This is a genomic window from Actinosynnema sp. NPDC023587 (genome assembly GCF_040640215.1).
In the GTDB taxonomy this organism is placed as follows: domain Bacteria; phylum Actinomycetota; class Actinomycetes; order Mycobacteriales; family Pseudonocardiaceae; genus Actinosynnema.
This window is the reverse complement of record NZ_JBFABG010000002.1, coordinates 507,879-528,928: the sequence shown is the minus strand read 5'-3', so window position 1 is coordinate 528,928 and position 21,050 is coordinate 507,879. Positions and strand designations below refer to the sequence as shown.

Annotated in this window: 29 protein-coding genes; 24 read left to right on the top strand and 5 right to left on the bottom strand. The window is 69.9% G+C overall.

Translation table 11 applies throughout. The features are described from left to right. Positions 1–57 precede the first annotated feature (57 nt). From rplN to truA, 23 genes are all read left to right on the top strand, one after another. Entirely contained in the window at positions 58–426 is a 369-nt protein-coding gene (gene rplN, locus AB0G01_RS07545; RefSeq protein ID WP_360940761.1) for a 50S ribosomal protein L14, read from the top strand. Between the two features lie 2 nt (positions 427–428). Then, complete coding sequence (gene rplX, locus AB0G01_RS07540) at positions 429–743, top strand: 50S ribosomal protein L24 (RefSeq protein ID WP_360940759.1); 315 nt, start codon at positions 429–431, stop codon at positions 741–743. Continuing rightward, positions 743–1,306: a 50S ribosomal protein L5 gene (rplE, locus tag AB0G01_RS07535; RefSeq protein WP_360940757.1), complete on the top strand. Its 564-nt coding sequence runs from the start codon at positions 743–745 to the stop codon at positions 1,304–1,306. The genes rplX and rplE overlap by 1 nt, the downstream gene beginning before the upstream one ends. A 43-nt stretch (positions 1,307–1,349) precedes the next feature. After that, positions 1,350–1,535 (top strand): type Z 30S ribosomal protein S14, encoded by a 186-nt coding sequence (locus AB0G01_RS07530; protein WP_015105251.1) that lies wholly within the window; start codon positions 1,350–1,352, stop codon positions 1,533–1,535. A 113-nt stretch (positions 1,536–1,648) separates the two neighbouring features. Continuing rightward, positions 1,649–2,047 carry a 30S ribosomal protein S8 gene (rpsH, locus tag AB0G01_RS07525; protein ID WP_015105250.1) on the top strand — a complete coding sequence of 133 codons (399 nt, stop codon included), beginning with the start codon at positions 1,649–1,651 and terminating at the stop codon, positions 2,045–2,047. Between the two features lie 16 nt (positions 2,048–2,063). Beyond that, positions 2,064–2,603, top strand: a complete 540-nt coding sequence (gene rplF, locus AB0G01_RS07520; protein WP_360940755.1) for a 50S ribosomal protein L6 — start codon at positions 2,064–2,066, stop codon at positions 2,601–2,603. A 1-nt stretch (position 2,604) separates the two neighbouring features. Beyond that, on the top strand, positions 2,605–3,003 hold the full coding sequence (gene rplR / locus AB0G01_RS07515) for a 50S ribosomal protein L18 (RefSeq protein ID WP_360940753.1): 399 nt from the start codon (positions 2,605–2,607) through the stop codon (positions 3,001–3,003). Positions 3,004–3,037: 34 nt separating this feature from the next. Next, positions 3,038–3,643, top strand: a complete 606-nt coding sequence (rpsE, locus tag AB0G01_RS07510; protein WP_037329520.1) for a 30S ribosomal protein S5 — start codon at positions 3,038–3,040, stop codon at positions 3,641–3,643. Positions 3,644–3,645: 2 nt separating this feature from the next. Then, positions 3,646–3,831 carry a 50S ribosomal protein L30 gene (rpmD, locus tag AB0G01_RS07505; protein WP_360940751.1) on the top strand — a complete coding sequence of 62 codons (186 nt, stop codon included), beginning with the start codon at positions 3,646–3,648 and terminating at the stop codon, positions 3,829–3,831. Further along, positions 3,828–4,271 carry a 50S ribosomal protein L15 gene (rplO, locus tag AB0G01_RS07500; protein WP_360940749.1) on the top strand — a complete coding sequence of 148 codons (444 nt, stop codon included), beginning with the start codon at positions 3,828–3,830 and terminating at the stop codon, positions 4,269–4,271. Before rpmD ends, rplO begins: the two co-directional genes overlap by 4 nt. A gap of 1,219 nt (positions 4,272–5,490) precedes the next feature. Continuing rightward, positions 5,491–6,801 carry a preprotein translocase subunit SecY gene (gene secY / locus AB0G01_RS07495; RefSeq protein WP_360940747.1) on the top strand — a complete coding sequence of 437 codons (1,311 nt, stop codon included), beginning with the start codon at positions 5,491–5,493 and terminating at the stop codon, positions 6,799–6,801. Next, on the top strand, positions 6,801–7,352 hold the full coding sequence (locus AB0G01_RS07490) for an adenylate kinase (protein WP_360940745.1): 552 nt from the start codon (positions 6,801–6,803) through the stop codon (positions 7,350–7,352). Before secY ends, AB0G01_RS07490 begins: the two co-directional genes overlap by 1 nt. Before the next feature lie 50 nt (positions 7,353–7,402). Further along, positions 7,403–8,176, top strand: coding sequence for a type I methionyl aminopeptidase (gene map / locus AB0G01_RS07485; protein ID WP_360941277.1), 774 nt, complete (start codon positions 7,403–7,405; stop codon positions 8,174–8,176). Positions 8,177–8,252: 76 nt separating this feature from the next. Next, positions 8,253–8,708, top strand: coding sequence for a DUF1707 domain-containing protein (locus AB0G01_RS07480; protein WP_360940743.1), 456 nt, complete (start codon positions 8,253–8,255; stop codon positions 8,706–8,708). Then, a complete protein-coding gene (locus tag AB0G01_RS07475) occupies positions 8,705–9,049 on the top strand; it encodes a DUF1707 domain-containing protein (protein ID WP_360940741.1) in 345 nt (114 codons plus the stop codon). Before AB0G01_RS07480 ends, AB0G01_RS07475 begins: the two co-directional genes overlap by 4 nt. 314 nt (positions 9,050–9,363) lie before the next feature. Continuing rightward, entirely contained in the window at positions 9,364–9,585 is a 222-nt protein-coding gene (gene infA, locus AB0G01_RS07470; protein ID WP_005166804.1) for a translation initiation factor IF-1, read from the top strand. Between the two features lie 58 nt (positions 9,586–9,643). Then, a complete protein-coding gene (gene rpmJ / locus AB0G01_RS07465) occupies positions 9,644–9,757 on the top strand; it encodes a 50S ribosomal protein L36 (RefSeq protein WP_010148647.1) in 114 nt (37 codons plus the stop codon). Positions 9,758–9,975: 218 nt separating this feature from the next. Beyond that, positions 9,976–10,356 carry a 30S ribosomal protein S13 gene (gene rpsM, locus AB0G01_RS07460; protein WP_015105237.1) on the top strand — a complete coding sequence of 127 codons (381 nt, stop codon included), beginning with the start codon at positions 9,976–9,978 and terminating at the stop codon, positions 10,354–10,356. A gap of 34 nt (positions 10,357–10,390) precedes the next feature. Continuing rightward, a complete protein-coding gene (rpsK, locus tag AB0G01_RS07455) occupies positions 10,391–10,798 on the top strand; it encodes a 30S ribosomal protein S11 (RefSeq protein WP_015105236.1) in 408 nt (135 codons plus the stop codon). 22 nt (positions 10,799–10,820) lie between these two features. Then, positions 10,821–11,426: a 30S ribosomal protein S4 gene (rpsD, locus tag AB0G01_RS07450; protein ID WP_360940738.1), complete on the top strand. Its 606-nt coding sequence runs from the start codon at positions 10,821–10,823 to the stop codon at positions 11,424–11,426. Positions 11,427–11,587: 161 nt separating this feature from the next. Then, positions 11,588–12,640 carry a DNA-directed RNA polymerase subunit alpha gene (locus tag AB0G01_RS07445; protein WP_310309938.1) on the top strand — a complete coding sequence of 351 codons (1,053 nt, stop codon included), beginning with the start codon at positions 11,588–11,590 and terminating at the stop codon, positions 12,638–12,640. A 58-nt stretch (positions 12,641–12,698) separates the two neighbouring features. After that, complete coding sequence (rplQ, locus tag AB0G01_RS07440; RefSeq protein ID WP_360940736.1) at positions 12,699–13,271, top strand: 50S ribosomal protein L17; 573 nt, start codon at positions 12,699–12,701, stop codon at positions 13,269–13,271. Positions 13,272–13,327: 56 nt separating this feature from the next. Continuing rightward, the gene (gene truA, locus AB0G01_RS07435) at positions 13,328–14,119 is read left to right on the top strand and encodes a tRNA pseudouridine(38-40) synthase TruA (protein ID WP_360940734.1); all 792 of its coding nucleotides are present in this window, start codon (positions 13,328–13,330) and stop codon (positions 14,117–14,119) included. Here truA and AB0G01_RS07430 read toward each other — a convergent pair. Together AB0G01_RS07430 and AB0G01_RS07425 are read right to left on the bottom strand one after the other, a co-directional pair. Further along, positions 14,085–15,074 carry a lysylphosphatidylglycerol synthase transmembrane domain-containing protein gene (locus AB0G01_RS07430; protein WP_360940732.1) on the bottom strand — a complete coding sequence of 330 codons (990 nt, stop codon included), beginning with the start codon at positions 15,072–15,074 and terminating at the stop codon, positions 14,085–14,087. The two genes, truA and AB0G01_RS07430, sit on opposite strands and share 35 nt — an antisense overlap. Further along, on the bottom strand, positions 15,071–15,808 hold the full coding sequence (locus tag AB0G01_RS07425; protein WP_360940730.1) for a PIG-L family deacetylase: 738 nt from the start codon (positions 15,806–15,808) through the stop codon (positions 15,071–15,073). The genes AB0G01_RS07430 and AB0G01_RS07425 overlap by 4 nt, the downstream gene beginning before the upstream one ends. A gap of 49 nt (positions 15,809–15,857) precedes the next feature. On the opposite strand from AB0G01_RS07425, the gene AB0G01_RS07420 reads away from it, so the two are divergent. After that, the gene (locus AB0G01_RS07420; protein ID WP_360940728.1) at positions 15,858–16,946 is read left to right on the top strand and encodes a glycosyltransferase family 4 protein; all 1,089 of its coding nucleotides are present in this window, start codon (positions 15,858–15,860) and stop codon (positions 16,944–16,946) included. A 160-nt stretch (positions 16,947–17,106) separates the two neighbouring features. Here AB0G01_RS07420 and AB0G01_RS07415 read toward each other — a convergent pair whose 3' ends face one another. The 3 genes from AB0G01_RS07415 to eccE form a co-directional block, all read right to left on the bottom strand. Beyond that, the gene (locus AB0G01_RS07415; protein ID WP_360940726.1) at positions 17,107–18,675 is read right to left on the bottom strand and encodes a S8 family serine peptidase; all 1,569 of its coding nucleotides are present in this window, start codon (positions 18,673–18,675) and stop codon (positions 17,107–17,109) included. Positions 18,676–18,931: 256 nt separating this feature from the next. After that, positions 18,932–19,660, bottom strand: coding sequence for a hypothetical protein (locus AB0G01_RS07410; RefSeq protein ID WP_360731309.1), 729 nt, complete (start codon positions 19,658–19,660; stop codon positions 18,932–18,934). After that, positions 19,657–20,994 carry a type VII secretion protein EccE gene (eccE, locus tag AB0G01_RS07405; protein WP_360940724.1) on the bottom strand — a complete coding sequence of 446 codons (1,338 nt, stop codon included), beginning with the start codon at positions 20,992–20,994 and terminating at the stop codon, positions 19,657–19,659. The genes AB0G01_RS07410 and eccE overlap by 4 nt, the downstream gene beginning before the upstream one ends. Between the last annotated feature and the right edge of the window lie 56 nt (positions 20,995–21,050).

Sequence of the window (21,050 nt, the reverse complement as noted above, 5' to 3'; positions counted from 1 at the left end):
GACCGAGCCCGTCAGGTCGGAAATCTGGCGGGCCAGGAATGGTCAAGGAGTGGGTAAGTGATCCAGCAGGAGTCGCGGCTGCGCATCGCCGACAACACCGGTGCGAAGGAGATCCTCTGCATCCGTGTTCTCGGTGGTTCGGGCCGCCGCTACGCGGGTATCGGGGACATCATCGTCGCCACGGTGAAGCAGGCCATCCCCGGTGCCGGCGTGAAGAAGGGTGACGTGGTCAAAGCCGTCATCGTCCGGACCGTCAAGGAGAAGCGCCGTCCCGACGGCTCTTACATCCGATTCGACGAGAACGCCGCGGTGCTCATCAAGAACGACAACGAGCCGCGTGGCACGCGCATCTTCGGCCCGGTCGGCCGCGAGCTGCGCGACAAGAAGTTCATGAAGATCATCTCGTTGGCGCCGGAGGTGCTCTGACCATGAAGGTGAAGAAGGGCGACACGGTCGTCGTCATCGCGGGCAAGGACAAGGGCGCGCGCGGCAAGGTCATCCAGGCCTACCCCGCGACCGACCGCGTCCTGGTCGAGGGCGTCAACCGGATCAAGAAGCACACCCGGGTCACGCAGACCCAGCGCGGTGCGCAGTCGGGTGGCATCGTGACCCAGGAGGCCTCCGTCCACGTGTCCAACGTGATGGTGGTCGACTCCGACGGCAAGCCGACCCGCGTGGGCTACCGGACGAACGACGAGGGCAAGCGAGTCCGCGTTTCCCGTCGTAACGGGAAGGACATCTGATGACCACCGTTGAGAAGATCACGCCTCGGCTGAAGACGCGCTACCGCGAGGAGATCGCCGCGGAGCTGCGCAAGCAGTTCGAGTACGCCAACGTCATGCAGACGCCCGGCGTGGTGAAGGTCGTCGTCAACATGGGTGTCGGCGACGCCGCCCGCGACGGCAAGCTGATCGAGGGTGCCGTCAGGGACCTGTCGATCATCACCGGCCAGCGCCCCGAGGTCCGCAAGGCCCGCAAGTCCATCGCGCAGTTCAAGCTCCGCGAGGGCATGCCGATCGGTGCGCGCGTCACGCTGCGCGGCGACCGCATGTGGGAGTTCCTGGACCGGCTGCTGACCATCGCGCTGCCCCGCATCCGCGACTTCCGCGGCCTGTCGGCGAAGCAGTTCGACGGCAACGGCAACTACACGTTCGGTCTCAACGAGCAGTCGATGTTCCACGAGATCGACCCGGACGCGATCGATCGTCCCCGCGGCATGGACATCACCGTGGTCACGACCGCGACCAACGACGACGAGGGCCGGGCGCTGCTGAAGCTCCTGGGCTTCCCGTTCAAGGAGCAGTGACCGAGATGTCCGTCGCCGAGCGTTGCCACAAGGAGAACTGAGAATGGCCAAGAAGGCGCTGGTCAACAAGGCCGCGGCCAAGCCGAAGTTCAAGGTGCGGGGTTACACCCGTTGCCAGCGTTGCGGTCGCCCGCACTCGGTGTTCCGCAAGTTCGGCCTGTGCCGGATCTGCCTCCGCGAGATGGCTCACCGGGGCGAGCTGCCCGGCGTGAGCAAGTCGAGCTGGTAGTAGCACTTTTTTCGTACTCCACTTCGCTGTAGGCCCGCTCACGACCAGCCGCCCGCAAGGCCGGCTCGGACCCTGACTGGGGAACCGCAGCGAGAAAGGTTGACCAGGTCACCATGACGATGACCGACCCGATCGCAGACATGTTGACGCGTCTGCGGAACGCGAACTCGGCTTACCACGACAAGGTCGTGATGCCGCACTCGAAGTTGAAGGCCAACATCGCCGAGATCCTCAAGCGCGAGGGTTACATCGCGAGCTACCGCGATGAGCAGGGCGACGTGGCGAAGAACCTGGTGGTCGAGCTGAAGTACGGCCCGAACCGGGAGCGCAGCATCGCCGGTCTGCGACGCGTGTCCAAGCCCGGTCTCCGGGTCTACGCGAAGTCGACCAACCTGCCGAAGGTCCTCGGTGGCCTGGGCGTTGCGATCATCTCGACCTCTGGCGGTCTGCTGACCGACCGCCAGGCCAACAAGCAGGGCGTGGGCGGAGAAGTCCTCGCCTACGTCTGGTGAGGAAGGGGGATTAGGTATGTCGCGCATCGGAAAGCTGCCGATCACCGTCCCTTCCGGGGTCGACGTGAACATCGCGGGCCAGGACGTCAACGTGAAGGGGCCCAAGGGCACCCTCTCGCTGACCATCGCTGAGCCGATCATCATCGAGAAGGTCGAGGACGGCACCCTTGAGGTGAAGCGTCCCAACGACGAGCGTCGCAGCCGTTCGCTCCACGGCCTGTCCCGCACCCTGGTGCAGAACATGGTCATCGGCGTGACCCAGGGCTACGAGAAGAAGATGGAAATCCACGGGGTCGGCTACCGCGTCGCGCTGAAGGGCTCCGGCCTGGAGTTCGCGCTCGGCTACAGCCACCCGGTGAAGGTCGAGGCCCCCGAGGGCATCACCTTCGCGGTGGAGACCCCCACCCGGTTCTCGGTGGCGGGCATCGACAAGCAGCTCGTGGGCGAGGTCGCCGCGAACATCCGCAAGCTGCGCAAGCCCGACCCGTACAAGGGCAAGGGTGTGCGTTACGCAGGCGAGAAGATCCGCCGCAAGGTCGGAAAGACGGGTAAGTGACATGAGCGAGACTGCAACGAAGCGCAAGCCGGTGGGCAAGGACATCTCGACCACTCGCCGCATCGCCAAGACGCGCCGTCACTTCCGCCTCCGCAAGAAGGTCGGCGGCACCGCCGAGCGCCCGCGCCTGGTCGTGCACCGGTCGTCGAAGCACATCACCGTGCAGATCATCGACGACCTCGCCGGCCACACCCTGGCGGCGGCCTCCTCGGTCGAGGCGGACGTCCGCGCGGTGGACGGCGACAAGAAGGCCCGCGCCGCGAAGGTCGGCCAACTGGCCGCGGCCCGTGCCAAGGACGCCGGCGTCACCAAGGTCGTCTTCGACCGCGGTGGCAACGCCTACCACGGCCGGATCGCTGCTCTGGCCGACGCCGCCCGCGAGGCGGGTCTGGAGTTCTGACAATGCACATCTTCCGAATTGAGAGGGACGCCTGATGCCAGGACGCACGCGTCGCGAAGGCGGCGGGGGCGAGCGCGGAGAGCGTCGCGACCGTCGTGACGGCGGTCGCGGCGGCGCGGCCCAGGAGAAGACCCCCCACCTGGAGCGCGTGGTCGCGATCAACCGCGTCTCCAAGGTCGTCAAGGGTGGTCGTCGCTTCAGCTTCACCGCACTGGTCGTGGTCGGCGACGGCGACGGCATGGTCGGTGTCGGCTACGGCAAGGCCAAGGAAGTCCCGGCCGCGATCGCCAAGGGTGTGGAGGAGGCGAAGAAGAACTTCTTCCGCGTCCCCCGCATCGCGGGCACCATCCCCCACCCGATCCAGGGTGAGAAGGCTGCCGGCGTCGTGCTGCTCCGCCCCGCCTCGGCCGGTACCGGCGTCATCGCCGGTGGCGCTGTCCGCGCGGTGCTGGAGTGCGCCGGTGTCCACGACGTGCTGAGCAAGTCGCTGGGCTCCGACAACGCGATCAACATCGTGCACGCCACCGTGGCGGCCCTGAAGGGTCTCCAGCGTCCGGAGGAAGTCGCGGCCCGCCGTGGCCTCCCCCTGGAGGACGTCGCTCCCGCCGGTATGCTCCGCGCTCGCGCAGGGGCGGTGTGATCATGGCCCAGGTCAAGGTCACCCAGGTGAAGAGCAGCATCGGTACCAAGCACAACCACCGCGAGTCCCTCCGGACCCTGGGGTTGCGCAAGATCCGCCAGTCGGTGGTCCGTGAGGACACGCCGCAGGTGCGCGGTTTGATCCACACCGTGCGCCACCTGGTGGTCGTCGAGGAGGTCCAGCCGTGACCATCAAGATCCATGACCTGCGTCCGGCCCCCGGTGCCAAGACCGCGAAGACCCGTGTGGGTCGCGGTGAGGGCTCGAAGGGCAAGACGGCAGGACGAGGCACCAAGGGCACCGGCGCGCGGAAGAACGTTTCCCCGCGCTTCGAAGGTGGCCAGATGCCGCTGCACATGCGCCTGCCGAAGCTCAAGGGCTTCCGCAACCCCTTCCGCACCGAGTACCAGGTCGTGAACGTCAGCGACCTGGCCCGGCTGTTCCCCAAGGGTGGCCGGGTCGACGTGGACGCACTGATCCACGCGGGCCTGGTGCGCAAGAACGAGCTGGTGAAGGTCCTCGGCGACGGCGACCTGGGCGACGTCAAGCTGGACGTCGTGGCCAACAAGTTCTCGGGCAGCGCCGTCCAGAAGATCGAAGCGGCCGGCGGCACCACCACGGTGCTCTGACCGCAGCAAGACCGAGAAAGGCCCCCGGAGCCTCCGCTCCGGGGGCCTTTCTCATACCCCCACACAACACACACCCCTACGCCTCCACACCCCTACGCCTCCACACCCCCCACGCCTCCACACACCCCCACCGCCCCCACACAACGCGCCCCCCTCTCGCCCCCACACACCGCGTCATGTCATCCCCGTATGGCCCGCGCGCCAGCGAACCGCGCTTGGTTGGGCAGGGCAAGCACGCTCTTCGCTTGCCCTGCCCAACCAAGGGTGGTTGTCTCCGACCGGGCCGTACGGGGATGACACGACGCCCACCGCATCACCGCACGGCAACCACCCGAGTCCCATCCTTGGCGGCTCGCCCGTCCGGCGAGGACTCTCTAAAACCCTGCCCCGCCCCTCCCTCCCGCTCTGCCTCCCAGCCCCACCACGCCGCCCCGCCACGCCGCCCCACCACGCCCGACACCCATTCGAGACCCAGTTCGCCCAGGGCGTAAACCAATCAAGATCCTCACCCCCGCCTCATCCCACCCTCCGACCTCCACTCCCCACCCCCAAGACCCCCACCCCCCGCCCCCACCCCGTCACCCACTCGCGCGCATCTTCTTCACACCTACACACCGCGATCCGGCACCAGGACCAGGTCACCCGCTCCGCGCGGAGTTCCTGGCCACGGCCACCCGCCCCACCAGGGTTGTTGATCTTCCCCGCCGTCGACCCGCACTTCGCGGACCTCGTGCGCCACGTCCCACCACGCGGTCCGCACTTCTCGGACTCGTATACCTGGCACCGGAAACGCTCCCCTGAACGGGCTGAGCGACCACCGGCGCGGTCATCCGACGAACCCACCCCGCCGCCCGCACCAAACGCGGACTCGACACGGGTGCGGGCACACTGCTGCCGGGTTGGCAGGACTCCTCGCTACCAGCACGACCACCTGAACTTGATCCATTCGGGGGCTTGCCAACCGGAGTAGTGGATCAGGTACGAAGTGTGAAGGACGACTGGCTACGGCGATCAGCCTCGCGGCTGTTAAAGTCGCGGGCTGAACCCGGATGTCCTCCGGGTCGGTCGCGGCTACCCCGTCGCGTCCGCCACCACCGGCCGCCTCCACCGGCCCGGCCAGGTGGACCACCGCAAGGACAAACGCAAGACTGTGCCGGCAACACAGCCGGTACCGCAGGATGCCGACCCCGGCGGGGCGGCAACGCTGATGGAGGTTCGCGTGCTCGGCGCATTCCGCTCGGCTCTCGCGACGCCGGACCTACGGAAGAAGATCCTCTTCACGCTGGGGATCGTCGTGGTGTACCGGTTGGGCGCGACCATGCCCGCGCCGGGTGTCTCCTTCAAAAACGTCCGCCAATGCATCGACTCGGTCGACCAGCAGGGCATCTACTCGCTGATCAACCTGTTCAGCGGTGGCGCGCTCCTCAACTTGTCGATCTTCGCGCTGGGCATCATGCCCTACATCACCGCGAGCATCATCGTCCAGCTCCTCACCGTGGTCATCCCGCGGTTCGAGCAGCTGAAGAAGGAAGGTCAGGCGGGTCAGGGCAAGCTGACCCAGTACACCCGCTACCTGACCATCGCGCTGGCGGTGCTCCAGTCGACCGGCATCATCGCGCTCGCGGTGCGCGGCCAGCTCTTCGCCAACTGCGAGGTCCCGGTCATCCCGGACCAGGGCGTGTGGAACCTGGTCGTCCTGGTCGTCACCATGACCGCGGGCACCAGCGTGATCATGTGGCTCGGTGAGATCATCACCGAGAAGGGGATCGGCAACGGCATGTCGCTGCTGATCTTCACCGGCATCGCGGCCCGCATCCCCGCCGAGGGCCAGGTCATCTGGAGCCGCGGCGGTCTGACCTTCTTCCTCGTCTGCCTCGCGGCGCTGCTCATCATCGCCAGCGTCATCTACGTCGAGCAGGCCCAGCGCCGGATCCCGGTGCAGTACGCCAAGCGCATGATCGGTCGCCGGATGTACGGCGGCACCTCGACCTACCTGCCGCTCAAGGTGAACCAGGCCGGCGTCATCCCGGTCATCTTCGCCTCGTCGCTGCTGTACCTGCCCGACCTGATCTCGCGGCTGACCGCCGCCACCGACGGGTCGCCTCCCGGGTGGTTCGCGACCTTCGTCGCGACGCACCTGGTGACCCAGTCCAGCCCGGTGCACATCGGGCTCTACTTCCTGCTGATCGTCTTCTTCACCTACTTCTACGTCGGCATCACGTTCAACCCGGACGAGCGTGCGGACGAGATGAAGAAGTTCGGTGGGTTCATCCCGGGTATCCGACCGGGTCGACCCACCGCCGAGTACCTCCGCTTCGTCCTGGGGCGGATCACGCTGCCTGGCTCGATCTACCTGGGCATCGTCGCCATCCTGCCGAACTTCTTCCTGGACATCACGGACCAGGGCCAGAACCAGAACTTCCCGTTCGGCGGTACGGCGGTGCTGATCATGGTCGGCGTCGGCCTCGACACTGTTAAGCAGATCGAGAGCCAGCTCATGCAGCGCAATTACGAAGGGTTCCTCCGCTAGTGCGACTCGTTCTCGTCGGCCCGCCCGGAGCGGGCAAGGGCACCCAGGCCCAGATCCTCAGCGCCCAGCTCGGCGTGCCGCACATCTCCACCGGGGACCTCTTCCGCGCCCACATCAGCGGCCAGACCGAACTCGGCCGGGAAGTCAAGAAGTACCTGGACGAAGGCAAGCTGGTGCCCGACTCGGTCACCATCGACATGGTGCGGGAGCGCCTCGCCGAGGAGGACACCGGGAACGGTTTCCTGCTCGACGGGTTCCCCCGCACCACCGCCCAGGCCGACGTGCTCACCGAACTCCTCACCTCCACCGGTCAGCGCCTGGAGGCCGTCCTCGAACTGGACGTGCCCGAGGACGTCGTGGTGGGCCGGCTGCTCGCCCGCGGCCGGGAGGACGACAAGGAGGACGTCATCCGGCACCGGCAGCAGGTGTACCGGTCGGAGACCGCCCCGCTGCTGGACTACTACCGGGACATCCTCCTGACGATCGACGCCGTGGGTTCGGTCGACGAGATCACCGAGCGCGCGCTCAAGGCGCTGCGCGCGAGCGAGTGAACGGACTGCTCGATGCTCTGCGCAACGCGTTGCCCGGCGGTAGCGACCGCATGATCGAGATCAAGAGCCGCGGCCAGCTCGAAGCGATGAGGGCCGCGGGCCTGGTCGTGGCGCGGACCTTGGCCCTGCTCTCCGAGCACGCCAAGGTCGGCGTGAGCACCGCCGAACTGGACGAGCTGGCCGAGCAGAGCATCCGCGACGCGGGTGCGGTGCCGAGCTTCAAGGGCTACCACGGGTTCCCGGCCAGCATCTGCGCCAGCGTCAACGAGCAGGTCGTCCACGGGATTCCGAGCAAGACCCAGGTCCTGGACGAGGGCGACCTGATCTCGATCGACTGCGGCGCGATCCTGGACGGCTGGCACGGCGACGCCGCCGTCACGCTCGCGGTGGGCGCGGTGACCGAGGCCGAGGCGAAGCTGTCCGACGCCACGCGCGCCTCCATGCTGGCCGGGATCGAGGCGGCGCTGCCCGGTGGGCGGCTCGGTGACATCTCGTTCGCGATCGAGTCGGCCACGATCCTGGCCGGCGAACGCGACGGCGTGGAGTACGGGATCGTGGACGGCTACGGCGGCCACGGCATCGGCACCAAGATGCACATGGACCCGTTCCTGCCGAACTACGGCAAGCCCGGCAAGGGCCCGCGCCTGAAGGTCGGCATGGCCATCGCCATCGAGCCCATGCTGACCTTGGGCAGCGAGCAGACCCTAGAGCTGGACGACAAGTGGACCGTGGTCACCGCGGACGGCTCGCGCGCCGCGCACTGGGAGCACAGCGTGGCGATCACGGCCGACGGCCCGTGGGTGCTCACCGCGCTGGAGGACTGACCTCGGGGTGGCACCCCGGGCAAGCGTGGGGTTAGCCCCCTCCTCTTCGGGGGAGGATCGCGCCACCATGGGAGGCGTGACGCAGCCTGTGCGGCCCGAGGACATGCGGGCCTCCGACGCCGAACGCGAACTCGTGCAGCAGTGGTTGCACCGGGCCCACGGCGACGGCAGCCTCGACCTGGCGGAATTCGACCTCCGGGTGTCCCGCGCCTGGCAGGCCAGGACCCGGGGCGACCTGGTCGTCCTCACCGCCGACCTGCCGCGCACGGCGCTCACCCAGAGCACCGTCGTCCCGCCGCCGCTGCTCGTCCCGCCGCCGCTCCCCGTCGTGCCGAGGCGCAACGGCGGCCGGACCGCGATGAAGGTGCTCACCACCATCTGGTTGAGCGTGAGCGCGCTGAACTTCGCGCTGTGGGTCCTGGTCAGCCTGCTCGGCGACGAGGGCTTCGTGCACCCGTGGTTCCTGTGGGTCGCGCTGCCCGCCGGCTCGGTGCTGGGCGTGGTCTGGCTCGTCCTCGGCCGGGACGAGTGACCGACTTCCAGCGCGACGACCGGGCGCGCACCGCCCGCGAACTGGCTCGGGCGAGGGCGGACGGACGGCTCACCGAGGTCGAGTACGAGCAGCGCATCCACCTGGTGGCGTCCGCCGACAGCTACGCCGAGCTCGCCGCCCTCACCGCCGACCTGCCCGGGGACGACGTGCCCGCCGGGCCGGAGCGGCGGTCCAAGCGGAGGATGTACGCGCTCTTCCTCGCGGTGTTCTCGGTGAACTTCCTCGTCTGGGCGATCATCAGCGCGTCCCTCGGCGAGGCCCTGCACCCCTGGTGGGTGTGGCTCCTCTTCTGGGGCATCCTGCTCATAGTCATCCCTTAACCCGGCACCCCGCACCGCCTCTGACCAGGCGCGACCCGTCCGAAGCCCACTCTCCGACCGGCTCCCGCCCACCCCCGCGCCCACCCCCGCGACCACCCCATGCCCACCCCGCCACCACCTCGCGAACAGGGCCGATTTGGGGTTGTCCGGCGACACGCGTACTATGGACGGGTGGCGCACACGTAGCGCCGGTTCCGCCATGCCTGTGACGTTCCGGTCACGGTTGGCAGGGTTCGCAAGGACCTTGAAGGAGTCGGGGTCACGCGTGCCCGCACCCCAAGAGGAAGTACCCACCGTCACGAAACGCGGAGGACATGGGCAAGAAGGACGGGGCCATTGAGGTCGAGGGCCGCGTAGTCGAGCCACTTCCCAACGCGATGTTCCGCGTCGAGTTGGAGAACGGGCACAAGGTCCTGGCACACATCAGCGGCAAGATGCGTCAGCACTACATCCGAATCCTCCCCGAGGACCGGGTTGTCGTGGAGCTCTCGCCCTACGACCTGTCCCGCGGGCGCATCGTCTACCGCTACAAGTGACCTCCACGGTGTTCACGATGCCTCGGGGACACCTGGCTAGCAGCAGGAGAGCTCAGGCGTGAAGGTCCAGCCGAGCGTCAAGAAGATCTGCGACAAGTGCAAGGTGATCCGCCGTCACGGCCGGGTCATGGTGATCTGCGAGAACCTGCGCCACAAGCAGCGCCAGGGCTGATCAGCGCCGAGCACGACCTCGCGGTCTTCCGCGGACGCGACAACAGCAAGCCTCCTCGCACCTGCCCACGCACGCACCGCCGTGCGCGGGCACACCCCCGGACTCCAGGCCGGGGCCGGGACACCGACCGCGAGAGCGGTCGGAACTGACACAGCGAGTCAGTCCCGGAATCGGGCGAGGAGCAGACCTGGAGTGAAACCGACAGGAGCAAGCGCCGTATGGCACGACTCGCTGGCGTCGACCTCCCCCGCGAGAAGCGGATGGAGATCGCGCTCACCTACATCTTCGGCATTGGTCGCACGCGCTCGAAGGAGCTGCTGACCGCCACCGAGATCTCCCCTGACCTGCGTGTCAAGGACCTGGGTGACGAAGACCTCGCGAAGTTGCGGGAGTACATCGAGAACCACTTCAAGGTCGAGGGTGACCTCCGCCGTGAGGTTCAGGCCGACATCCGCCGCAAGATGGAAATCGGCTGCTACGAGGGTCTGCGCCACCGTCGCAACCTGCCCGTCCGCGGGCAGCGCACCAAGACGAACGCGCGCACTCGTAAGGGTCCGAAGAAGACCGTGGCGGGCAAGAAGAAGGCCGGCAAGAAGTAAGACCTCGCGAACTTAAGTAGGAGATCACCCAGAGATGCCACCCAAGTCCCGCACGGGCGCCGGGGTCAAGAAGGTCCGGCGCAAGGAAAAGAAGAACGTCTCGCACGGCCAGGCGCACATCAAGAGCACGTTCAACAACACCATCGTGTCCATCACGGACCCGCTGGGCAACGTGATCAGTTGGGCGTCCGCCGGCCACGTCGGCTTCAAGGGCTCGCGCAAGTCGACGCCCTTCGCCGCGCAGATGGCCGCCGAGAACGCCGCCCGCAAGGCCGCCGAGCACGGTATGCGCAAGGTCGACGTGTTCGTGAAGGGCCCGGGCTCCGGCCGCGAGACCGCGATCCGCTCCCTCCAGGCCGCCGGCCTGGAGGTCGGCACCATCCAGGACGTGACCCCGCAGCCCCACAACGGCTGCCGCCCGCCCAAGCGGCGCCGGGTCTGAGGCACGGGGAGGAGTAAGACAGATGGCTCGCTACACCGGACCGGCCACCCGCATCTCGCGCCGGCTCAAGGTCGACCTCGTCGGTGGGGACCAAGCTTTCGAGCGCCGTCCCTACCCGCCCGGCCAGCACGGTCGGGGTCGGATCAAGGAGACCGAGTACCTGGCTCAGCTCCAGGAGAAGCAGAAGGCCCGCTACACGTACGGCGTGCTGGAGAAGCAGTTCCGCCGCTACTACGACGAAGCGGTCCGCCGCACCGGCAAGACCGGTGAGAACCTGCTCCAGATCCTGGAGACGCGGCTCGACAACGTGGTGTACCGCGCGGGTCTCGCGCGCACCCGTCGCCAGGCGCGTCAGCTTGTCAGCCACGGGCACTTCATCGTGAACGGCCACAAGGTCAACATCCCGAGCTTCCGGGTGTCGAAGTTCGACATCATCGACGTGAAGCCGAAGTCGCTGCCCACGCTGCCCTTCGAGGCCGCGCGTGCGTCGTTCGGCGACCGCCCGATCCCGGCGTGGCTCCAGGTCGTGCAGTCCAACCTGCGCATCCTGGTGCACCAGGTCCCCGAGCGGGCGCAGATCGACACGCCCGTCACGGAGCAGCTCATCGTGGAGCTCTACTCGAAGTGATCCTCCTGGAGGGCGCTCCCCGGACCGGATTTCCCGGGGCACGCCCTCCAGTCGGGTCCCGCGACGGCACGGAATGGTGTGCCGCACGCGTTGGCCGGTCTCCGCGACCGGCGCTCCCGGCGTCAAATAGCGGTCGTCGGGTTTGAGAGAGGAAGAACCCAGTGCTGATTTCCCAGCGTCCCTCGCTCAGCGAGGAAGCGGTCAACGAGACCCGCTCCCGGTTCGTCATCGAGCCGCTGGAGCCGGGCTTCGGCTACACCCTCGGCAACTCCATCCGCCGCACCCTGCTGTCGTCCATCCCCGGCGCGGCCGTGACCAGCATCCGCATCGACGGTGTGCTGCACGAGTTCACGACCGTCCCCGGTGTGAAGGAAGACGTCACCGACGTCATCCTCAACCTCAAGGAGCTGGTCGTCAGCTCCGAGGAGGACGAGCCGGTGACCATGTACCTGCGCAAGCAGGGGCCTGGTGCGGTGACCGCAGGCGACATCGTGCCCCCGGCCGGTGTCACCGTGCACAACCCGGACCTGCACATCGCGACCCTGAACGGCAAGGGCAAGCTGGAGATCGAGCTCGTGGTCGAGCGCGGTCGCGGCTACGTCCCCGCCGTGCAGAACAAGCAGGCCGGTGCCGAGATCGGCCGCATTCCCGTCGACTCGATCTACTCGCCCGTCATGAAGGTGACCTACAAGGTCGAGGCCACCCGTGTCGAGCAGCGGACCGACTTCGACAAGCTGATCCTCGACGTCGAGACCAAGCCCTCCATCACGCCGCGCGACGCCGTCGCGTCCGCGGGCAAGACCCTGGTGGAGCTGTTCGGTCTGGCGCGCGAGCTCAACGTCGACGCCGAGGGCATCGAGATCGGACCGTCGCCCGCCGAGGCCGACACCATCGCGGCGTTCGCGATGCCGATCGAGGACCTGGACCTCACCGTCCGGTCCTACAACTGCCTCAAGCGCGAGGGCATCCACACGGTGGGCGAGCTGGTCTCGCGCAGCGAGGCGGACCTGCTGGACATCCGCAACTTCGGTGCGAAGTCGATCGACGAGGTCAAGATGAAGCTCGTCGGTCTCGGCCTCGCGCTGAAGGACAGCCCCCCTGGGTTCGACCCCTCGGCCGCCGCGTCCGACTACCCCGCCGAGGGTTGGGGCGCGGACACGACCGTGGACAGCCACGACGACGGTCAGGACTACGCGGAGACCGAGCAGCTCTGAGGCCGCTTGACGGCCGGGCCGGAGCAGAGGATCAGCAAGTAATCCGAGGAGCAATACGATGCCTACCCCCACCAAGGGACCCCGTCTCGGGGGCTCCCCGGCCCACGAGCGGCTCATGCTGGCCAACCTGGCCACGTCGCTGTTCACGCACGGCCGGATCACGACCACGGAGGCGAAGGCCAAGCGCCTGCGCCCCTACGCCGAGAAGCTGATCAGCAAGGCGAAGGTCGGCGACCTGCACAACCGTCGCGAGATCCTCAAGGTCATTCGTGACAAGGACATCGTGCACAAGCTGTTCGCCGAGATCGGCCCGCAGTTCGTGGACCGCCCGGGCGGCTACACCCGCATCACCAAGACGCTGGCGCGCAAGGGCGACAACGCCCCCATGGCCGTGATCGAGCTGGTGCAGGAGCAGACCGTCACCTCCGAGGCGGAGCGCGCCCGCAAGACCAAGTTCGCGAAGGACCAGGCCCCCCGGGCCACCGAGGTCGACGAGGTCGAGGACGACGCCGAGACCGCGGACGAGCAGACCGCGGACGAGGCCGCCGAGGCGACCGAGGCCGAGGAGCCCGCCACCGACGCGTCCGAGGACGCGCCGAAGGCCGAGAGCAAGAAGAAGGACGAGTCCTGACGGACTTTTCCGCAGACGAGCCCGTCGTCCCCGTTGGGGGCGACGGGCTCGTTCGTGTGCGCCTGGACCTGGCCTACGACGGGACCGGGTTCTCCGGTTGGGCGCGGCAGCCGGAGCGGCGCACGGTGTGCGGGGTGCTGGAGGACACGCTGTCCACCGTGCTGCGCGAGGACGTGCACCTCACCGTGGCGGGCCGCACGGACGCCGGCGTGCACGCGGCGGGCCAGGTGGCGCACGTCGACCTGCCGTCCGGTGTGGACGTGGCCGGGCTGCCCCGGCGGCTGGCCCGCGCGCTGCCCCCGGACGTCCGGGTGTTCGCCGCGCGGGTGGTGCCGGCCGCCTTCGACGCCCGGTTCGCCGCGCTGCGGCGGCACTACGAGTACCGCGTGACGGACGCCCCTTCCGGCGCGCACCCGTTGCGGCGGTTGGACACCCTGGCGTGGCCGCGTCCGCTGGACCTGGGCGCGCTGAACGCCGCTTCGGCGTTGTTGCTGGGGGAGAAGGACTTCTGCGCGTTCTGCAAGCGGCGCGAGGGCGCTACGACGATCCGCGAGCTGCAACGGCTGACGTGGGAGCGCTCCGGGGACGTGCTGACGGCGTTCGTCTCGGCCGACGCGTTCTGCCACTCGATGGTGCGCAGCCTGGTCGGTGCCCTGCTGGCGGTCGGGGAGGGGCGCAAGCCCGTCGGGTGGCCGGCGTCGCTGCTGGCGCTGACGGCCCGGTCCAGCGAGGTCGCGGTCGCGCCGCCGCACGGCTTGTCGCTGGTGCGGGTCGACTACCCGGAGGACGCCCGGCTCGCGGAACGCGCGCTGGTCACCCGGAACGTGCGCGTCGCACCGACCAGGTGAGCCACGCCGCACCGCCCAGCGGGATCTCGGCGAGGAACGTGAAGACCGCGAACAGCAGCACGCCGGCCACGGCCGGCGCGGCGGGCGTGCCCAGCGCCACCAGCAACGCGATCGTGCCGTTCTCGCTCACCCCGAACCCGCCCGGCGTGATCACCGCGAGGGTCAGCAGCCGGCTCACCGCGAACGCCGCGATCAGCGCGGGCAGCGGCAGTTCCGTGCCGGTCACGGCCAGGCAGCACCACAGCAGCAGGGCTTGCAGCACCAGGTAGGCGAGCAGCCCCAGGGTCATCTTCGACCAGCCGTTCCGGACGACGGCCGCGTTCTGCCGCCGCAACCGCACCACGAACCGCCGTGCGCGGCCCCTGAGCACGCCGCTGAGCCACCGCAGGCGCGTCAGGGCGATCACCACCGCCGTGAGGACCGCAGCGGTGCCCAGCGTGGCCGCCAGGACGCCCTGGCCGAACACCGCCGCGCCCTGGATGGCCAGCGCCACCAGCGGCAGGGCGACCCGGCCCAGGGCGTTCCACAGGCCGCTGACGATGGTGGAGGAGGCGATCGCGCGCACCGAGTGGCCCCAGCTCGCCGCCATCACCGCCGTCACGGCCACGCCCGCCGCGCCGCCGAACGGCAGCAGGTTGCTGACCGCGCTGCCCGCCGCGTTGAGGCTGAACGCCTGGCTGTTGCGCAGTCCGGGCAGCGAACCGGTCAGCACGTAGGTGTACGCCCACAGGCCCGCCAGCCACAGCGCGGTGAGGCCCAGCAGGGCGAGCGGGCCGACGTCGGACATCCGGTCGCCGATGGTGGCCCAGTCGACGCCGCCCACGGTCGGCACGATCTCCACCACGAGCCAGGCGGCGAGGGCGAGGGACGCGACCGACGCGCCCAGCCGCAGCCAGGTGCGCCACCGCGAGCCGGTCGGACGGGCGGGCACGTCGGCCTCCGCGGCAGTGGTCACCGAGCTCGCAAGCGCTTGCGTTCCACGTACCACTCCGTGCCCATCACCAGCCGGAACAACGGTTTCGGCAGGCTCAGCAGGGCCGTCAGGGTGCGCGGGTCCTCGCCGCCCGTGGTCTGCGTCGCGTGCGCGGCCAGCGCGGCCCGCTTCTGGTCCAGGTAACGGCGTACGTTGACCCTGTGGGTGATCTCCTCGCGCGGCGTGTAAGCCGACTTGAACGGAGTCAGGTCGAAGTCGCGCACCAGCCGCGCCAGGCGCAGCCCGCGCAGCAGCAGAGTCCGGTCGACCGTCGCCTCCCACACCCTCAGTGTGCCTGCCAGCTCCGCGGCGAGCGCGCCGACCCGGTGCACCTGGACGTGATCGGGGTGCCCGTATCCTCCGGTCGGGTCGTACGTCGTGAGCAGGTCGGCCTTCTCCTCGTGGAGCAGTTCCGCGAGGCGTCCGGCCGCTTCCGACACGTCCGCACGGGCGAATCCCGCGGAACCGTCCAGACCGGAGTCCTCGTAGCCGAGAAACTCGACGCGTGAGCAACCCAGGGCTTTCGCCGAGACGTGGGCCTCCTGCGTCCTGACCGCGCCCAGGTCGTGCCGGTCCGACGCCAGTCCGCGTTCCCCCGCGGTGGCCACGACGAGCACGACCCGGTGGCCTTCCGCCGCGAGGCGGGCCATGGTCCCGCCGGTCAGCAGGGCTTCGTCGTCCGGGTGGGCGTGGAAGAACACACAGGTACGGCTCACAGGTGCAAGAGTGTCAGTTGGTCTGTTCGGCGGCTTGACGGGAGTCCATGTGTCGATCATCCACGTCACCGACTGCTTCCTCCCGCGGTTGGGCGGGATCGAGGTGCAGGTCGCCGGCCTCGCCGGCGCGCAGCGCGGGGCCGGCGAACAGGTGCACGTCGTGACGGCCACCCGGCTGGCCGAACAGCCACCCGGGTACCGGGTGCACCGGGTCGCCATGCGCTTGCCGTGGAACCTGCCAGTGCATCCCCGCGCGGGCAAGCACATTGATCGAATCCTGTCCGAAGTGCGGCCGGACGTCGTATACGCGCACGTGGGCGCGATCTCACCGTTCGCGTGGTCGGGCATCCGCTCGGCGCTGCGGCTCGGGCTGCCGACGGTCGCGGTGGTGCACAGCATGTGGGACCCGTCGGTGCGGCGCGCCTACCGCTGGCTCGACCGCGTGGGCGGCTGGACCCGGACCCCGCTCGTGCTGGGCGCGGTGAGCACGGCGGCGGCCGACCGGATGCGCGCGGCGCTGCCGGGGGTCGAGGTGTCGGTGGTGCCCAACGGGATCACGCCCGTGCAGTGGCGCGGCGGTGCGGAGCGGCGGACCGACGGGACGGTGCACGTCGTGTCGGTCGGGCGGTTGGCGTCCCGGAAGCACCCGATGCGGTTGCTGGAAGTGCTGCGGGAGGCCCAGGAACAGGTCGGGAACCTGCGCGCCACGATCGCCGGCGACGGCCCGGAGATGCGCCCGATGCTGCGCTACCTGCGGCGGCACGGGATGGACTGGGTGTCGCTGCCGGGCCGGTTGGACCGGGCCGGGATCTCCCGGCTGCTGGCCGGGGCGGACGTGTTCGTCAACCCGACGGTGGCCGAGGCGTTCGGGCTGGCGACGCTGGAGGCGCGGACCGCCGGGGTGCCGGTGGTGGCCCGGCCGGGGACCGGGGTCGCGGACTTCGTGCGGGACGGGGTCGAGGGCGTGCTGACGGACGACCTCGTGGGCGGGGTGGTGCGGCTGGCGGGCGACCACGAGGAGCGGCGGCGGATCGCGGCGCACAACCTGGAGACCGAGCCGAATTGCACGTGGCCCAAGGTGTTGGAGGCGTTGCGCGCGTGCGCGGACAAGGCGCAGTGCCGCACGCCCGCGGTCTAGGTGGTGCCCTGGAGCCGTTGACCGACCGGTCTGGTGGCCGTGGTTGACCGATCCGCCTTCGGCGGTGGACGACCGTCCACGAACGGCTTGTGCGCGGCGGCCCCTCACCGCCGGGTAACGGGGTGAGGGGCCGCCGGTGCGCGGAGTCGGTCCGGCGGGGTTACAGGTCGATCGTCCAGCTATCGATGAAGCCGGTGTCCTGGGCGTACCAGTCGCGGACCCTCAACTGCCAGGTGCCGTTGGCGTTCTCGGTCGCGAAGTTCGCCGTGTAGGTGGCGTCGAGGTTGTCCGCTCCGTCCGTGCCGCTCTGCACCTTGAACTGCTTGACCGCACCGCTGGGCGTGACCAGGTCGACCGACAGGTCGCCCCGGTAGCCGTGCTTGACGTGCACCTCGACGGTCACCAGCGCGCCGGCCTTGCCCGCGCAGTCCGCGATCGCGATGGTGCTGGTGCCGACGCCCTGGTCGGGCACGGTCACGTCGGTCGCGTTGGTCTTCGCCGGGCAGCCCGTGGGCGGCGGGGTGGTGTCGCCGACGACGCGCAGGAGCTTGTTCGGCGAGCCGGCACCGGGGTTGCCCACGACGCCGTTCGTCGCACCGTTCACCAGCGCGTCGCGCACCTGCTGCGGGGTCGCGGCGGGGTTCGCCGACAGGTGCACGGCCGCCGCGCCGACGACGTGCGGGGTCGCCATCGAGGTGCCGCTGATCGTGTTGGTGGCGTTGTCGTCGGTGTACCAGGACGACGTGATGTTCGAGCCCGGCGCGAAGATGTCCAGGCACGTGCCGATGTTCGAGAACGACGAGCGCGCGTCCGCGTTGGTCGTCGAGCCGACCGTGATGGCCTCGGTGGTGCGGGCCGGCGATGTGTTGCACGCGTTCGCGCCGCTGTCGTTGCCCGCCGCGAGGCCGTAGGTCACGCCCGCCGCGATGGAGTTGCGGACCGCCTGGTCGACGGTGGCGTCCGCGCCGCCGCCGAGGGACATGTTCGCGACGGCCGGCTTGACGGCGTTCGCGGTGACCCAGTCGATGCCCGCGATGACCCCGGCGTAGGTGCCGGAGCCGGTGCAGTCGAGCACCCGCACGCCGACGAGACTGACCTTCTTGGCCACGCCGTGCCTGGTGCCCCCGACGGTGCCGGCGACGTGCGTGCCGTGGCCGTTGCAGTCGGTGGCGTCGTTGTCGTTGTCGACGGTGTCGCGCCCGGAGGTGGCGCGGCCGGCGAAGTCGGTGTGCGAGAAGCGGATGCCCGTGTCGATGACGTAGGCGGTGACGCCCTCGCCCCCGTTCGGGTAGGTGTAGGAGTTGTCCAGCGGCAGCGCCGCCTGGTCGATCCGGTCCAGGCCCCAGGACGGAGTGGGCGACTGGGTGCCGGCGATCGTGACCACGGCGTCCTGCCGCACGTACGAGACCGCCGGGTCGGCGGCGAGTGCGCGGGCCCGCGCTTCGGACATGGTCGCGGAGAAACCACGGAGCGCGCTGGTGTAGGTGTGCCCGACCTTCGCCTGGTACTTGGCGCTGAGCGCGTCGACGGTGGGCGCGATGTGCGCGCCGACGTCCTTCAACACCACGATGTAGCTGTCCGGCACGGCGTTCTCGGCACCGAGGCCGCGGATGTCGCCCTGGGCGGTGGCCGTGAAGCCGGTGAGCGCGGCGGTCACCGCGAGTGCGGTGCCGGTGGCCAGTGCGACACCGGCCGCCCGTCTCGTCCTGGACGTGTGCACGTCTCCCATGGCAGGGGGTCTCCTCTTCACCGGGGTGTGCGCCCACCGGGTTCGTCCCCCGAAACCGGTCGGACACGGTGAGTAACTTCCTAGTTCGCCCCGAGGTACCCGCGCAAGAATCCGCCGGGAACATGCGACGAATGGCCTCTCCACAGAATTTATTCGCGCTGTGAATGAATAGCTGCGGAGGGTGACTGGACGGACGCGGACGACCGTGCCCCGGACCGAGGGGTCCGGGGCACGGGGTCGGTGCGGGTCGGGTGGGTCAGTCGCCGCGTCGCACGGCACCCAGGATCTGCTGCTCGCCGGGCGTGGTCACCAGGCGCAGGGGCCGCCACAGGTTCGCGCCGAGCGCGATCACCTGGTCGTCCTTCAACGTGGTCAACTGGTGCGCCATCTGCGGCGGCAGCCGCCAGATCTGGCTCGCCAACTGGGCCTGGCCGACCGGCAGCCGTTGCAGCAGCACCAGGTCCGCGGTGTTCGCGGTGGTGGCCGCCTGCGGGTGCAGGTACGGCAGCACGTACATCGTGGTCTGCCACGGCGAACGCGGCGGGAACAGCTCCTGCGGCACGTGGCCGCCGTCGTGCACGACCAGCAGCGGGCTGTCCTCGGACGGCCTCGGCAGCTCCACCGGGCTCAGCCGGCGGAGCTGCACCAGTGGCGAGGGGCGGCCGTCCTGGCCCGCGCCCGCCGCGCGCACCACGGGCTGCCACGCCTGCGGCCGGCCGGTCGCGATGGTGATCCACGCGCCGGTCGCCATGGCCCGCAGCGCGATCTGGCGGGCCAGGTACAGCCCGCCGACCACGACCATGCGGGTCGGCGCGGACCGCAGCACGGAGATGGTGAGCGGTTCGCCCTTGAGGCCCGAGCCGAGCACCATGCCGCCCCGGTCGCCGGACGGCGACACCACGTCCAGCAGTTGCGGCGAGACCAGGAACTCCGGGGCCACGCCCCGGCCCTGGCCCCGGGTGTCCAGCAGCCGCGAGTTCGTCACGCGACACCTCCCAGCGGCAGGGTGGCGGCCAGGCCCGCGACCTGGAGGCCGTTCAACGGGGTGAGCGTGATGTCCAGCTTGCCCGACAGCGCCTTGAGCCGGTCGTCCGCGCGGTCCAGTTCGGACGGCGTGCGGGCGGACACCCGGACCAGGCCGCGCAGGCCGACCTGGCCCTGCTCGCTGCTCGGCGAGATGGTCATGGACAGCGTGGAGGACAGCGCCCGGACGCCGGTCAGCGCGTTCAGGTTGTTGCGCATGCCCTTGGCGGGCCAGCCGGTGATCGCGTAGGACGCGTGCCCGACCCCGCCCGCCGTCACCCCGGACCACTTCTCCCGCAGGGACACCGAGTTGTTCGAGCCCGCCACCGAGGTCAGCTCGGCGGCCGAGATGCCCGCGCGGATCAGCTCGTCGGAGTCCAGCGGCCGGATCGACACGCCCGCCGACTCCAGCGCGTTGCGCACCCGGGACAGCGCGCCGATCAGCGCCCGGTGCGCGCCGACGACGCCGCCGCCGCGCTCCCGGATCGCCGCCGCGCAGCGCTTCGGGTCCAGCCGGACCGCGATCCACGTGGTGCGCCGGGACGCGGCGGGCAGCGGGCCGAGCACCTCCATGTAGGAGTTGAGCGCCGGGGAGTTCGCGGGCAGCGCCGCGCTGCCCGGGTAGCAGTGCCAGATCACCGAGATCGCGTCCAGCACCACGCCCCGGTCCTCCAGGGTCGGCGCGAGCGCGCCCAGCGGCAGCGCGGGCGCGCTGCCCACCGCGGTGATCAGGCCGGGCGCGGGGTCGACCAGCAGCACGGCGGTCCACGCGCCCTGGTGCCAGGCCATGCCCAGCGGGCGGTGCTCGTGGTCCACGCCCTTGGCCACCACCAGGTCCGGCACGGCCAGCCGCAGCAGCGCCACGCGCGGGTCGTCCGGTCCGATGACCGAGGTCTCCTCCTCGGACGGCGGCTTCATCTCCACCGGTCCGGAGCGCTGGGCGCTGCGGGTGTGGCCGCGCAGGTTGTAGCGGACGATCAGGCCGATCCACTGGGTCAGCCACCGGCCGCGAGACCGGGTGAACGCCAGGATCAGCGAGATCAGCACGATCCCGCCCGCCGTGTAGAGCAGGGCGGGGGCGACCACGTCGCCGGTCGTCCCGATCGCGATCAGGATCAGGCCGACCGCGACGCCGACCTCCAGGACCACCAGGTTGGCGACCGGCAGCGAGCCGATGCCGGCCCCGGTGGCGCGGCGGCGCGCCCGGAGCAGCGCGGCGCGCACCGCGCCCCCGGAGGCTTGCGCGCGTGCGGGGGCGGGGTTGGGCGGGCCCGGATGTGGGGTGGTCACGGACATCCGATCTGGTTCTCTTTCCGTCGGCGTTCGGCGGGCGGACCGACCCGGGTCTGACC